The 14,331-nt window shown below is 67.2% G+C and carries 14 protein-coding genes; 12 read left to right on the top strand and 2 right to left on the bottom strand.

The genetic code is table 11. The features are described 5' to 3' along the window. Positions 1–93: 93 nt before the first annotated feature. Complete coding sequence (locus tag FFI87_RS24995) at positions 94–1,587, top strand: amino acid permease (RefSeq protein ID WP_138848648.1); 1,494 nt, start codon at positions 94–96, stop codon at positions 1,585–1,587. Positions 1,588–1,630: 43 nt separating this feature from the next. On the opposite strand, the gene FFI87_RS24990 is transcribed toward FFI87_RS24995, so the two are convergent. Continuing rightward, positions 1,631–2,320: an alpha/beta hydrolase gene (locus FFI87_RS24990; RefSeq protein ID WP_138848649.1), complete on the bottom strand. Its 690-nt coding sequence runs from the start codon at positions 2,318–2,320 to the stop codon at positions 1,631–1,633. Between the two features lie 262 nt (positions 2,321–2,582). On the opposite strand from FFI87_RS24990, the gene FFI87_RS24985 reads away from it, so the two are divergent. From FFI87_RS24985 to FFI87_RS24945, 8 genes are all read left to right on the top strand, one after another. Then, a complete protein-coding gene (locus FFI87_RS24985; protein ID WP_011658485.1) occupies positions 2,583–2,825 on the top strand; it encodes an antitoxin in 243 nt (80 codons plus the stop codon). Beyond that, a complete protein-coding gene (locus FFI87_RS24980; RefSeq protein ID WP_138848650.1) occupies positions 2,822–3,229 on the top strand; it encodes a type II toxin-antitoxin system VapC family toxin in 408 nt (135 codons plus the stop codon). Before FFI87_RS24985 ends, FFI87_RS24980 begins: the two co-directional genes overlap by 4 nt. 496 nt (positions 3,230–3,725) lie before the next feature. Continuing rightward, positions 3,726–6,116, top strand: coding sequence for an ATP-binding protein (locus FFI87_RS24970; protein ID WP_138848652.1), 2,391 nt, complete (start codon positions 3,726–3,728; stop codon positions 6,114–6,116). Between the two features lie 2 nt (positions 6,117–6,118). Beyond that, positions 6,119–6,859: a methyl-accepting chemotaxis protein gene (locus tag FFI87_RS24965; RefSeq protein WP_138848653.1), complete on the top strand. Its 741-nt coding sequence runs from the start codon at positions 6,119–6,121 to the stop codon at positions 6,857–6,859. Continuing rightward, positions 6,856–7,440, top strand: coding sequence for a hypothetical protein (locus tag FFI87_RS24960; RefSeq protein ID WP_138848654.1), 585 nt, complete (start codon positions 6,856–6,858; stop codon positions 7,438–7,440). Before FFI87_RS24965 ends, FFI87_RS24960 begins: the two co-directional genes overlap by 4 nt. 22 nt (positions 7,441–7,462) lie before the next feature. After that, positions 7,463–8,422, top strand: coding sequence for a chemotaxis protein CheX (locus FFI87_RS24955; RefSeq protein WP_138848655.1), 960 nt, complete (start codon positions 7,463–7,465; stop codon positions 8,420–8,422). A gap of 35 nt (positions 8,423–8,457) precedes the next feature. Beyond that, on the top strand, positions 8,458–8,823 hold the full coding sequence (locus FFI87_RS24950) for a response regulator (RefSeq protein WP_006759394.1): 366 nt from the start codon (positions 8,458–8,460) through the stop codon (positions 8,821–8,823). Positions 8,824–8,920: 97 nt separating this feature from the next. Continuing rightward, positions 8,921–9,715, top strand: coding sequence for an enoyl-CoA hydratase (locus tag FFI87_RS24945; RefSeq protein ID WP_138848656.1), 795 nt, complete (start codon positions 8,921–8,923; stop codon positions 9,713–9,715). A 125-nt stretch (positions 9,716–9,840) separates the two neighbouring features. On the opposite strand, the gene alr is transcribed toward FFI87_RS24945, so the two are convergent. Next, positions 9,841–10,962, bottom strand: coding sequence for an alanine racemase (gene alr, locus FFI87_RS24940; RefSeq protein ID WP_138848657.1), 1,122 nt, complete (start codon positions 10,960–10,962; stop codon positions 9,841–9,843). Positions 10,963–11,267: 305 nt separating this feature from the next. Between alr and FFI87_RS24930 the strand changes: the two genes are divergently transcribed. The 3 genes from FFI87_RS24930 (at position 11,268) to FFI87_RS24920 (ending at position 14,312) form a co-directional block, all read left to right on the top strand. After that, positions 11,268–11,639, top strand: coding sequence for an MAPEG family protein (locus FFI87_RS24930; RefSeq protein ID WP_012365798.1), 372 nt, complete (start codon positions 11,268–11,270; stop codon positions 11,637–11,639). A 273-nt stretch (positions 11,640–11,912) separates the two neighbouring features. After that, positions 11,913–12,962, top strand: coding sequence for a C45 family autoproteolytic acyltransferase/hydolase (locus FFI87_RS24925; protein ID WP_138848659.1), 1,050 nt, complete (start codon positions 11,913–11,915; stop codon positions 12,960–12,962). 15 nt (positions 12,963–12,977) lie between these two features. Then, on the top strand, positions 12,978–14,312 hold the full coding sequence (locus FFI87_RS24920; RefSeq protein ID WP_138848660.1) for an aspartate aminotransferase family protein: 1,335 nt from the start codon (positions 12,978–12,980) through the stop codon (positions 14,310–14,312). Positions 14,313–14,331: the final 19 nt, after the last annotated feature.

Genomic DNA, 14,331 nt, shown 5'->3' with positions numbered 1-14,331 from the left:
GCGGCGCCGGCGCATGCCGTCGGCGGCCCGCGCGCGCCCGTTACCGCAGCGCCCCGTCGACGGGCGCCACACATCAAGAAACGGAGACACACCATGAAGCACGTCAGCGAGCGCCCGGCCGACACGGCCGGCGGCGCGGATTCCCGTCATGCCGAGCGCGATGCGATGTTCGCGTCGCACGAAGCCGGCTATGCGAAACAGTTGAAGCCGCGCCACGTGCAGATGATCGCGATGGGCGGTGCGATCGGCACCGGCCTCTTTCTCGGCGCGGGCGGCCGCCTGCAGAGCGCGGGGCCCGCGCTGGCGGTCGTGTATCTCGTGTGCGGCGTATTCGCATTCCTGATCATGCGTGCGCTCGGCGAGCTGGTGATGCACCGGCCGACCAGCGGCGCGTTCGTGTCGTACGCACGAGAATTCATGGGCGAGCGCGCGTCGTTCGTCGCGGGCTGGATGTACTACCTGAACTGGGCGACCACCGGCATCGTCGACATCACCGCGGTCGCGATCTACATGAAGTACTGGGCCGCGTTCTCGGACGTGCCGCAGTGGGTGTTCGCGCTCGGCGCGCTCGGCATCGTGTCGGTGATGAACATGATCGGCGTGAAGGTGTTCGGCGAGATGGAGTTCTGGTTCTCGATCGTGAAGGTGGGCACGCTCGCGCTGTTCCTCGGGGTCGGCGCCGTGTTCCTCGCGAGCGGCCATCCGGTCGCCGGCCAGATGCCGGGGCTGCACCTGATCGCGGATCACGGCGGGATCTTTCCGCACGGCATCCTGCCGGCGGTGCTGATCGTGCAGGGCGTCGTGTTCGCGTATGCGAGCATCGAGCTCGTCGGCGTCGCGGCGGGCGAGACCGCGGATGCGCGCAAGGTGCTGCCGAAGGCAATCAACAGCGTGATGTGGCGCATCGCATTGTTCTATGTGGGCTCGGTCGTGCTGCTGACGATGCTGCTGCCGTGGACCGCGTACAGCGCGCACGAAAGCCCGTTCGTGACGTTCTTCGGCAAGCTCGGCGTGCCGTACGTCGGCACGGTGATGAACGTCGTGGTGCTGACCGCCGCGCTGTCGAGCCTGAACTCCGGCCTCTATTCGACCGGGCGCGTGCTGCGTTCGCTCGCGATGGGCGGCTCGGCGCCGCGCTTCGTGTCGCGGATGAACGCGCGCGGCGTGCCGTACGGCGGGATCCTCGTCACGGTCGCGGTCAACGCGATCGGCGTGCCGCTGAACTACATCGTGCCGGCGCAGGCGTTCGAGATCGTGCTGAACATGGCGTCGCTCGGGATCATCACGACCTGGGGCTTCATCGTGATGTGCCAGATCCTGTTCCGCCGCGCGGTCAATCGCGGCGAGCTGAGCCCCGTGTCGTTCCGGATGCCCGGCGCACCGTTCACGTCGTGGCTCACGCTCGGGTTTCTCGCCAGCGTGCTCGTGTTGATGGCGTTCGATTACCCAGGCGGCACGTGGACCGTCGGGATGATTCCGGTGGTCGTGCTCGCGCTCGTGATCGGCTGGAAGCTCGCGAAGCGCGGTGCCGCGCGCGAGCGGGCAAGCGCCGCACCGGCCATCGCCGATCCGGCGAGCAACGTCTGACGATGTCCGACGATGCGCACGGGCGGTCGACCGCCCGCTGCGCTCAGTTCAATCCGACACGCGCGCCGACCCAGCGGCTGAAGTCGCCGGCCATCGGCGCCGTGAGTTCGTGGCCGGTGTCGTAGAGCCGCGTGTCGTGCGCGACGCCGAGGGCCGTCAGCTTCGCGTCGGCCGTATCGGCCCACGCGAGCGGCAGCTTGTCGTCGAAGCGGCCGTGCATCACCAGCGCGTGCAGCCGGCTCAATGCATCGCGCGACGCGATCAGCGGATCGATCTCGGGCAGGATGCGCCCGCACAGCACCGCGAATGCGGTGACGTCGGCCGGCGACGTGAGCGCGACGCTCGCGCTCATGATGCCGCCCTGGCTGAAACCGGCGATCACGGTGGGCACGTCCGGAGTGTCGGTGGCGGCGTCCGGCGCGCGCAACGCACGCAACAGCCCAATCAGCTGCACACGGCTCGCCTCCGCGCGGGCCGCATCGATTTCCGGGCCGTTCGGGCCGAAGCGCACCGGAAACCACGCATGCTGGTTGGGGCCGAATGTCAGCGGCCCGCGCACGAAGGCGATTTCGATACGCGGATCGATCGTGTCGGCCAGGTTCAGCAGGTTGGTTTCATTGCCGCCGACGCCGTGCAGCAGCAACAGGCGGCCCGCGGGGCGGCCGGCGGCCGGGCGCAGCCGGTACTGGAGGCCGGATTCGGCGTCGGTGGTCAGCGACAGGACGTCGGTCATCGCGTGGGTCCGAGAGGGGAATGAGCCGACAGTCTAGAACGCGCGGACGGCGACGTGAATCGCCGGCTGGCGATTGATTGTTTCCTGTCTGGAGTGAATGCGGGGCCCGCGGTGTCGGATATTGGGGTCGGCTACTTGTGCCATGGACGAGGAAATTTGCCGGTAGGCGACTGGTTATGGTCAATATGCCGGCCGGATGACTCGTCATCGCAACCCATAGTTGATAAAATAGATACGTTTTGTAGATACGTGGGGTTGGGAGATGGAGACTGCCAAGATTTTCAAGCATGGTGGATCGCAGGCCGTCCGCTTGCCGAAGGATTTCCGCTTCGATACCACGGAGGTCCGGATTCGTCGGCACGGCGCGTCTGTCATTCTCGAACCGGTGCCGCAAGACTGGGCATGGCTGACACCGTTGATCGGCCCGGTTGACGCCGATTTCGAGGCCGCCGCGGCAACCGAGCCTGCCGCTCAAGAGCGTCCAGGGCTGGACGTGTTTGAATGAAATTTCTGCTGGATACCAACGCGGTAATCGCGATTCTGAAAGGCGAACAGGCCATGCTGGCCCGATTGCGTAGCCATCAACCTGCGGATTTCGGAATTCCCGCGATCGTCGCGCATGAACTCTATTACGGGGCGTACAAGAGTCAGAGAGCGGCAGCGAATCTGGCACGCGTCGAGGGGCTTCAGTTCGAGGTCGTGTCGTTCGATGCGGAAGATGCTCAGCATGCCGGGGAAATCCGTGCGCAACTGGCCGCGGTGGGAACACCGATCGGGCCATACGATGCATTGATCGCAGGACAGGCGCGAGCGCGACGCCTGGTGCTTGTCACGCACAACACGCGCGAGTTTGAGCGGGTCTCGGAGCTGCAGGTCGAGGATTGGCTCGCGGCGGCGCGCGAAAACTGACCGCAGTGCAAGTCGTGTGGCAATCGGCGCGGATGGCGTTCGCGAGCGGCCGGGCTCGCAGGGGCGGTATCGCGCTCGATCCGTGAGCGGCGATGACCGGGCCGGTGAGACGCCGCGCGTCATTGAATTCGCTATCGTGCGTAAAGGGATGCATGAGGGGCTGCATGACGATCCGCTTCGCAAGATAATGCGCAAACGTTTTTCCGGTATTCGACCGGATTGAATTGCCGGATTCGTGAATAGAAGAATAAATATCCGGATTCGTTTGTTGTACGCTGCCGGGCAGCCCAGGCGGGCCATACAGGCAGGAGATTAACGGCCGATCCGGGAAAAACTTTAGGATTTTCTCGCCGCAATTGACCATTGCGATTTCCTCAATGACCGATTGATTTTCGGTCATCGGACAGTCATACACCATCCCCGATAATTCGGCGCTCACATTCTTTCAATAGACCAAAGGGCGATCGAAGCCGGATCGCTGCGGGGAGCTGTACACATGACCATCCGTCATCGCATTACGCTGCTAGTCGTCCTGACGTTTTTCGCGCTGTCCGCGATCGGCGTGTACGCCGTGTACCAGACGCGCAAGAGCGCGTCCGAGGTGCGTCAGGTTACCCAGGGAATCGTGCCGAGCGCGCTCGCGTCGGCGGATCTCGTCGCCGATGTGAAGAACATCCAGATCGCGACGATGACGCTGGTGTACGCGCCCGACGCGAACACCGCCGCGCAGGCGCGCGACGAGCTGAAGGCAAAACAGGCCGCACTGCGCGCGGCGCTCGACGCGCAGGCCAGGTCGGCGGTCGGGCAGGCGCAGCAAGGCCTCGTCGCGCAGGCGAAGGACAGCGCCGCGAATTACTTCGCGACGATCGACGACACCGGGAAGATGAAGGCCGACGGCAAGCCGGAGATGGCGCAGGCCTACCTGTTCGCGAACGTCGCGCAATATCGCGACGAACTCGAAAGCATCGTCGACACGCTGCGCGTCGAGAAGAACCGCCAGAAGGACGACGCGATCCGCGCGCTGAACGGCATGCTGTCGACCACGGCGACCGCGATCGCGGCGGTCGCTGGCACCGTCGTCGTGCTGCTGACCGCGCTCGGCTTCGTGCTGTACCGCCAGATCGCGCGCCCGCTGATCGGGATGCAGACGGCGATGAGCGAAATCGCGACGAGCCAGGACTTCACGCGCCGCGTGCCGGTGGGCCGGATGGACGAGATCGGTCATTCGATCGTCGCGTTCAACGGGATGATCGAGAAGATCCAGGAGAACGCCGCTCAACTGAAGCAGAAGACGGCCGACATCCAGGCGATGCTGCAGAACATGCAGCAAGGGATCCTGACCGTCGTCGAAGGCGGCGTCGTGCATGCGGAGTATTCGGCGTACCTCGAGACCATCTTCGAGACGAGCGACATCGCCGGACGCGACCTGATGGCGCTCGTGTTCGATGATTCGAGCATCGGCGCCGACGCGCGCTCGCAGGTCGACGCGGCCGTGCATGCGTGCCTCGGCGAGGACAGCATGAACTTCGCGTTCAACGAGCACCTGCTCGTCAACGAAGTCGCCAAGCGGATGCCGGACGGCCGCGAGAAATGGCTCGACCTGAGCTGGTCGGCGATCACCGACGAGACCGACACGGTCGTGCGGCTGATGCTGTGCGTGCGCGACGTGACCGAGATCCGCGAGCTGACCGCGCAGGCCGGCGAGCAGCAGCGCCGCCTCGAGATGATCGGCGAGATTCTGTCGATCAGCCAGGACAAGTTCCATGACTTCGTGCACAGCGCGAAGGGCTTCCTCAGCGAGAACGAGCGGATGATCCGCCAGCACGAACGCGCGGATCACTCGATCGTCGCGGCGCTGTTCCGCAACATGCACACGATCAAGGGCAATGCGCGCACGTACAGCCTTCAGCACCTGACCAACATCGTGCATGAAGCGGAGCAGGCGTACGAATCGCTGCGCCGCGCGGACGGCGGCCCCGAGTGGAACCGCGATGCGCTGATGGACGACCTGGCCCGCGTGCGCGAGGCGGTCGATCACTACGCGACGATCAACGCGGTCACGCTCGGCCGGCACGGCGAGCCGGCGGGGCCGGGCGGCGGCGACTACCTGATGGTCGAGCGCGCGCATATCCGCGAGAGCCTGCGCATGCTCGACGGCGCCGATCCGGCGAACGCGGGCGACTGGCTCGCGGCGCGCGATTCGGTGCGCCGCCTGCTGAGCCAGTTCGGCACGCAGGGCATCGGCGACGCGCTGGGCGGCGTGATCGAATCGCTGCCGTCGCTCGCGGCCGAACTCGGCAAGCCGGCGCCCGTCGTGCATATCGACAGCAACGGCCATCGCGTGCGCGGCGAGATCGGCGCGACGCTGAAGAACGTGTTCATGCACCTGTTGCGCAACGCGATCGACCACGGGATCGAAACGTCCGACGAGCGTCGCGCGGCCGGCAAGGCGCCGGCCGGCAAGATCGACATCGCGGTCGACGTCGAGGACGGTGCGCTGCGTTTCGTGCTCGGCGACGACGGCCGCGGTCTCGCGCTCGACCGGATTCGCGGGATCGCGCGCGAGCGCGGGTGGATCGACGCCGGCGACGAAGCCGCGCTGACCGACGAAGCGGTGGCCGGACTGATCTTCCGTCCGGGCTTCTCGACCGCGCGTGCCGTGACCGAAGTGTCCGGGCGCGGCGTCGGGATGGACGCGGTGCGCAACTTCCTGAAGCGCGACGGCGGCGACATCGCGCTGCGCTTCACCGACGATCGCGTCGGCTCGCCGTATCGCGCGTTCGAGACGATCGTGTCGCTGCCGGCGCGCTTCGCGGCGGACGGCGCCGCGCACCCCGCCGAGCCGCACGCACGCGCCGGCATCGCGAACGTCGACGTGGCGGAGTGATCGTGCAAGCATGGATGATCCCGATCGGCGCCGCGCTGGCGGGCGGCCTGGTGGTCGCGGCAATCGCCGCGATCGTGTGTCGCGTGATGCGAGCGCGGCTCGTTGCCGCGTTCACGCGCGAAGCGGATGCGTTGCGCGATGCCCTCGGCGCGGCCGACGCGCGTGCCGACGCAGCCGTCGCCGCGCAGACGGAAGCGGCGCAGGCATGGGCGCGCCGCGAGGCGCAACTCGAGGAAACGCGGGCCCGCGACGCGGCCGGCGCCGGCGAGCAGCGCGACGCGCTGCAGGCGCTCGCGGCCGAGCGCGCGGCGCTGTCGCAGCAGGCGACGAAGCTCGCCGACGAAGCGGCGCGGCTGCGCGGGCTGGCCGGCACGTTCGAGCGCTGGCACGAGCAGATGATCTCGCTGACCACGCAGAACCAGGACATGCGCGCGAAGAACCAGGAACTGTCGGCGATCGTCGCGCACGTGTCGATCGTGTCGCTGAACGCGTCGATCGAGGCTGCGCGCGCGGGCGCGGCCGGACGCGGCTTCTCGATCGTCGCGAGCGAGGTGCGCGGGCTCGCCGCGCGCTCGCAGCAACTGTCGAACAGCTATCGCGACAGCCTGAACCGCAACGATCTCGTGACGGCCGCGACGTTCCAGGACATCCAGGCCGGCGGCAAGATGATCACGGCCGCGCTGGCGACGGTCGAGACGCTCGCCGGGCAACTGCATGCGCGGCTCGAAGGAGCGGCGGCGTGATCGGCGCGCAGGCCCGGGCCAGTTTCGAGCGGATCTTCTTCGATGCGGCGCGCACGCGGCTCGCGTCCGGCGGCGCCTGCGAGATCCGGCCGGCCGCGGGCGATGCGCACGACGCGTCGCACGATCCGTCGCGCATGAGGTCGCGCACGACGCCGACGGTTTCCGAGCACGTCGTTGTCCTGACGATCTCGGCGCTGCATTTCCGGCTGCTGCTCGCGCTGCGCTTTCGCGATGACGCGCCGACGCGCCGTCATTTCGCCGCGGCCGCATCTGGCGCGAGCGCGCAGCGGCCGCTACCCGAGGCGTTCATGGAAGTCGCGAACCTGTGTTGCGGCGCGATCAACCAGGCGCTGACCGCGCCGTTCCCCGATCTCGGGATGTCGACGCCTTACCTGCTGAGCGGCGCGAGCATCGACTACCTGCCGGCGCTGAATCCCGATCACGTGGCCGCGTACGACGTGACGCTCGACGGCGACGTGCGGATCGGCGCGACGCTGTGCGTGTGCGCGAACGCGCCGGTCGATTTCCACGTGCCGGAAGCGGCGAGCGTGGACACGGGCGGCGAGCTCGAACTGTTTTGACCGATTTCGAGGACTTCACGAGATGACCGTAGACCAACCCGTCAGCAAGGTGCTCGTGCTCGACGACAGCCCCGCGCATGCGGCGACGATCAAGCGCTTCTGCGACGAGCACAACCTCGTCGGCCTGACCGTGCGGCGCAACCGGCTGCTGAAGGTGCTGCGCTCGAACATCGATCTCGGCGCGATCCTGCTCGCCGAGGACTACGGCGGCTCGCCGGCCGAGAGCGCGATCGTCGCGACGCAGATCGACGCGTTGCGGCCGGAGCTGCCGATCATCCTGCGCCGTGCGTCGGACGCGTCGCGCGACGGGCTGCCCGACGCGCTCGCGCGCGTCGCGTGCGCGGCCTACGTCGCCGACGACATGACGCCGCTCGCGCGCGCGATCGGCGAATACCTGTTCGGCCGGGACTATCCGAACGCGCTCGTGCGCGGCATCTCGGAGATCACCGAGGCGCGGCTCGACAGTCTGTTCCCGGGCATGACGATCGAGCGCGACACGCCGTGCATCGTGCGCGACCAGATCATCTTCGGCGAAGTGTTCAGCCTGATCGCGCTCGAAAGCGCGTGGTGCCGCGGCTACATGCTGCTGCAGACGAGCGAGCAGCCGCTGCTCGACATGATCGGCGGCACGCGCGACGACGGCCGCGCGCCCGACTTCCGCGACGTGAACAGCCTGCTCGGCGAGCTGACCAACCTCGTGTGGGGCGCGTTCAAGAACCGTTATCTCGGCGACGCGGAGGCGCTCGCGCGCCATCCGGTGCAGGTGCCGCTCGTCGTCAATCACAAGCAGAAGTTCATTTCGTTCGGCGGCGACTGTCCGCAGCTCTGTTTCAAGTACCGGATGACCGACGCCGCCTCGGGGCGATCGGTGCAGCTCGATCAGCGTTTCGTGTTCAGCCTGAGCTGGTCGCCGGAGGATTTCCGCGAATCGGTGCAGGACGTGGGGCCGATGGTCGAATCGGGCGAACTCGAACTGTTTTGAAGGTTGAAGTAGTCACAACGAAAGAGGAACACGGCATGGCAAAGATTCTGGTGGTCGACGATTCGGGCACGGTGCGCGATGAAGTCGCGGGTTTCCTGCGCAATCACGGGCTCGACGTCGCGACGGCGGTGGACGGCAAGGACGGGCTTGCGAAGCTCAAGGCGACGCCCGGCGTGCGCCTCGTGATCAGCGACGTGAACATGCCGAACATGGACGGCCTGACGATGGTCGAGAAGATCCGCGGCGAACTGGCGAACGCGTCGGTCAACATCGTGATGCTGACGACGGAAAGCAGCCCGGCGATGAAGGAGCGCGGCAAGGCCGCTGGCGTGAAGGGCTGGATCGTGAAGCCGTTCAAGGGCGATGCGGTGCTCGACGCGCTGAAGAAGCTCGCGGGCTGAAGCACGGCCGGGCCGGCGCGGCAACCGGCTCCACGGACCTCCTCGTTGGACTATATTGGTGCGTTATCGCATCGTGATTTTTTCGAATGGGGGCGTCATGGACTCGAATCCCGCTTCAGAGGAACCCATCCTGCTGCGCGACGCGCACGACGGCGTCGTCACGCTGCGGCTGAACCGGCCGCAGCAGTTCAACGCGTTGTCGGAGGCGATGCTCTCGAGCCTGCACGATGCGTTCGAATCGCTGGCCGCCGATCCGCACGTGCGCTGCGTCGTGCTCGCCGCGCAGGGCAAGGCGTTCTGCGCGGGCCACGACCTGCGGCAGATGCGCGGCAAGCCCGAACTCGATTACTACCGCACGCTGTTCGCGCAATGCAGCCGCGTGATGCTCGCGATGCGCGCACTGCCGGTGCCGGTGATCGCGCGCGTGCAGGGGATCGCCACGGCGGCCGGCTGCCAGCTCGTCGCCGCGTGCGACCTTGCGATTGCGGCCGACACCGCGCGCTTCGCGGTGTCGGGCATCAACGTCGGGCTGTTCTGTTCGACGCCGGCCGTCGCGTTGAGCCGCAACGTCACCACGAAGCGCGCGTTCGACATGCTCGTGACCGGGCGTTTCGTCGATGCGGCGACGGCCGCCGCGTGGGGGCTCGTCAACGAGTCGGTGCCCGAGGATGCGCTCGATGCGGCCGTCGCGCGCAAGGTCGCGGAGATCGTCGCGAAGAGCCCGGCCGCGGTGCGCTACGGCAAGCAGATGTTCTATCGGCAGCGCGAGTTGCCGCTCGATGAAGCCTACGCGTATGCCGGCGACGTGATGGCGCGCAACATGATGGAAGAGGACGCCGGCGAAGGGATCGATGCGTTCCTGGAGAAGCGCAAGCCGACGTGGCGGTCGTAGCGCGTGCCCGTTCGCCTGCGCTCCATGCCCGCCGTAAAAAGCAAACGGGCCGCTTGCAACGCGGCCCGCCAATGGATCCGGATGCGCCACGACACGACAGCGTGCCGCCGCCTCCGTGACCTCCATCAACGCCCGTGGCTGCCCGTGCGCAGCAGCGGCTGCACCGTCGACGCGCCCGGCGGCACGATCACGACCGGCACGCGGCGCGCGAGCGCGCACATCAGCTCGTAGCCGATCGTGCCGCTGGCTTCGGCGACATCGTCCACCTTCACCTGATCGCCCCACAGCTCGACGCCCGACCCGATGCCCGCGTTCGGGCAAGGCGTCAGGTCGACGGTCAGCATGTCCATCGACACGCGCCCGACGACGCGCGTCATCACGCCGTCCACCGCGATCGGCGTGCCGGCCGGTGCATGGCGCGGATAGCCGTCCGCGTAGCCGCACGCGACGACGCCGATCCGCATCGGCCGGTCCGCGGTGAAGCGGCGGCCGTAACCGACCGTCTCGTCCGGCGCGAGCGTCTGCACGCCGATGATCTTGCTGGTCAGCGTCATCGCGGGCATCAGCGGCGTGTCGGCGATGTGCCGCGCCGCGCCGGTCGGCGACGCGCCGTACAGGATCGTGCCGGGCCGCACCCAGTCGCGGTGCGCGCGCGGATGCCACAGCACGGCCGCCGAATTCGATGCCGATCGCTCGCCGGGAATCCCGGCCGTGGCCGCATCGAACTGTTCGAGCTGCCAGTCGACTTCGCCTTCGTCGGCGTTCGCGAAATGCATCATCAGCGTGATCTTGCCGATCGACGGCGCGGCCGCCGCGCGTTCCCACGCGGCGCGGAACGCGTGCGGCCGGTAGCCGAGCCGGTTCATTCCGGAGTTCATCTTCAGCTGGATGTCGAGCGGCTGCCGCGGCTTCGCGGCGATCAGCAGGTCGAGCTGTTCGTCGCAGTGCACGGCCACCGTCAGCCGGTGGCGATCGGCCAGTTCGACGTCCGCCGGCTCGAAGATCCCTTCGAGCAGCAGCACGGGCTTGTCCCAGCCGAGCTCGCGCACGCGCACGGCTTCGTCGAGATCGAGCAGCGCGATGCCGTCGGCGGCCGCGAGGCCCGGGTAGATCCGCTCGATCCCGTGACCGTATGCGTTGGCCTTGATCACGGCCCACACGCGCGATTGCGCGGCGGTGCGGCGGATGAAGTCGAGGTTGTGACGGACGGCGTCCGGACGGACATGGGCGACGATGGGACGGGGCATGGGCAGGCTCGGGTCGAAAAGTCGTTCGGCGCGCGCGGCGGTGCGGCGCGGGTCGGGCAGAGTGGCGTGGCGATGCGCCAAGCCAGTGTTGAACGCTATCTTATTGGTGTTCGACCAGTTTTAATTAACGTATTTGTCGGTGATTTGGTGGAATTTTAGGTGCCGGATCCATGCTGCCGTGGGCGTCATCCGCTCGCATGGCCGAGTCTCCAGTCTAGAAAACCGGTGCCCGAACAGCGCGGCCCGATGCTAAGCTCTGCCCGACCGTGTCATTGATCAATGTAACCATAAAGGAGGAGACCTGGATGACCACGTCCCAGCTGTGCCTGTTCATCGTCGCGCTGTTGCCGTTCCCGTTGACGTTCCTGGCGAAGGCCCGCAAGGGTTACGACAACCATACGCCGCGCGAGTACCTGGCGACGCTCGAAGGGTGGCGCGCGCGGGCGCAGGCCGCCCACCAGAATGCGTGGGAAGCGCTCGCGCTATTCACCGCCGCGCTGGTCGTCGCCTGGCACAACGGCGCGAATGCGCACCACGTCGACCAGATCGCGATGGGGTTCGTCGCGATTCGCGTCGTCTACACGCTGATGTACCTGCTGAACTGGGCGGCGCTGCGCTCGCTCGTGTGGTTCGGCGGAATGGTATGCGTCGTCGCGCTGTTCTTCGCGGCGCCGTGACGGCGGCGTGAAGGGAGAGGGCGGCGGGGCTTCGCGCCTTCTTTTCCTCCGATTTATCTGCGGGGTTTCTCTCGATGCATTCACTATTCAGCATGTTGTTGTCAGAGTATCCGCATTGACAACACATGTTGTGTTGATGTTTAATTTAACATCGCATGTTGCGGCGTCGGTCGATCTTGTCGTTCTCTCGCCAGCCGGCCGGTTACATCGCTCGATCATGCGGAAAACGAGGTTGCTGAAACACGTATCCTGAACGAAACCGAACCACGCGACATGCCGCTTTCCCTTTCCCCCGTCATCGCAGGCGCGCCGTTCGACATCGGCGTGCGCCTCGGCGAGCTCGCCCGCCCCGTGTTCGACGAATACATGCAGCAGAGCAGCGCATGGCAGGCCGTGCGGCGCTGGCGCGGCCACCCGTTCGTCGCCGCGCTGCGGCAGGCGGCGCTGGCCGCGTATCCCGATCTCGTCGCGGAACTGGACGGGATCGCGGCGGGTGTCGGCTGGCCGGCCGACGACATCTTCCTGTGGAATTGCCGCGGCGAACTGATCCACAACGCGCCCGACGGCTGCACGACACTCACCGCGCGCGATGCTGATGGCACGCGCTGGATCGCGCACAACGAGGACGGCGATCCGTACCTGCGCGGGCGTTGCCTGCTGGTCGACGTGCAGCCGCAGGGCAAGCCGGGCTTCATCAGCTTCTATTACCCGGGCTCGCTGCCCGGGCATACGTTCGCCGCGAACCGCGCGGGCGTCGCGCAGGCGATCAACAACCTGCGGATCCTGACGCCGGCGGCCGGCGTGCCGCGGATGATCCTCGCGCGCGCGGTGCTCGACGCGGCGTCGCTCGATGCGGCCGCCGACGTGCTGCGCACGCATGCGCGCGCGAGCGGCTTTCACCACACGCTCGGCGCGACCGGTGATGCGCGGCTCCTGAGCATCGAGGCGAGCGTCGCGCGGTGCTCGGTGGTCGACGTCGCGCGGCTTGCTGGCCATGCCAACCATCTCGTGCATCCCGGCTGCGAAGCTGAAGCGCAGATCGTCACGCAATCGTCCGGCGATCGCCAGCGCCGCGTCGATGCGCTGACACAGGGCATCGACACGAGCGACGAAGCCGCGCTGCTGCACGTGCTCGGCGATCGCGCACCGGAAGGGCTGCCGATCTATCGCGACGATCCGGCCGATCCCGACGACGAGAACACGCTGGCGACCGCGGTGTTCGCCGTTCGCGACGCTGCGATCGACTTCACCATCCATCAACATGGCACGCAGCGCTTCGCGACGCGCATCGTGCCGTCCGCGCACGCGCGCAGCGCGTCCTGATCCATGAGGCAACGCATGACGACCGTTTTTCATCGCGCTCCACGCGCCACCTTGCCCGTCGCCGTCGCAGGCGACGGCATCGAGATCATCGACTCGACCGGCAAACGCTACATCGACGCGTGCGGCGGCGCGGCCGTTTCGTGTCTCGGCCACAGCAACCAGCGCGTGATCGACGCGATCAAGCGGCAGGTGCAGCAACTGCCGTACGCGCATACGTCGTTCTTCACGACCGACGTGGCCGAGGAGCTGGCCGACCGGCTCGTCGCGGCCGCGCCCGCTGGTCTCGAGCACGTGTATTTCGTGTCGGGCGGGTCCGAGGCGATCGAAGCCGCGTTGAAGCTTGCGCGCCAGTATTTCGTCGAAAAGGGCGAGTTGCAGCGCCGCCATTTCATCGCACGCCGCCAGAGCTATCACGGCAACACGCTCGGCGCGCTCGCGATCGGCGGCAACGCATGGCGGCGCGAGCCGTTCCTGCCTCTGCTGATCGAAGCGCACCACGTGAGCCCGTGCTATGCGTATCGCGACCAGCACGCGGGAGAAACCGACGAAGCGTATGCGCAGCGCCTGGCCGACGAGCTCGAGCAGAAGATCGTCGAACTCGGCGCGGAAAACGTCGCGGCGTTCGTCGCGGAAACGGTGGTCGGCGCGACGGCCGGCGCGGTGCCGCCGGTGCGCACCTACCTGAAGAAGATTCGCGCGGTGTGCGACAAGTACGGCGTGCTGCTGATCCTCGATGAAATCATGTCGGGGATGGGGCGCACCGGTTATCTGTTCGCCTGCGACGAGGACGAAGTCGCGCCCGATCTGCTGACGATCGCGAAAGGGCTCGGCGCGGGTTACCAGCCGATCGGCGCGACGCTGGTCAGCGACCGTATCTACCGGACGATCGTCGACGGCTCGGGTTTCTTCCAGCACGGCCACACGTATCTCGGTCACGCGACGGCCTGCGCGGCCGCGCTCGAGGTGCAGCGCGTGATCGCCGAAGAGAAGCTGCTCGACAACGTGAAGGCGCGCGGCGAGCAACTGCGTGCGTCGCTGCGTGCACACTACGGTGCGCATCCGCATGTCGGCGACGTGCGCGGCCGCGGGTTGTTCGTCGGCGTCGAGCTCGTCCGCGATCGCGACAGCAAGGCGACGTTCGATCCCGCGTTGAAGCTGCATGCGGCGGTCAAGCGCGAGGCGATGCAGCGCGGCCTGATGGTGTATCCGATGGGCGGCACGATTGACGGCGTGAACGGCGATCACATCCTGGTCGCTCCGCCGTTCGTCTGCACCGCGCAGCAGATCGATACGATCGTCGAACGGCTGTCCGGCGCGATCGATGCGGCGCTCGCGTCGGCCGGCGCGTGAACCACGACCTCACCGAGTC

Origin of the sequence: Burkholderia sp. KBS0801, from assembly GCF_005937855.2 — a bacterium.
GTDB lineage: Bacteria > Pseudomonadota > Gammaproteobacteria > Burkholderiales > Burkholderiaceae > Burkholderia > Burkholderia ambifaria.
This window is presented reverse-complemented; position numbering and strand designations above follow the sequence as displayed.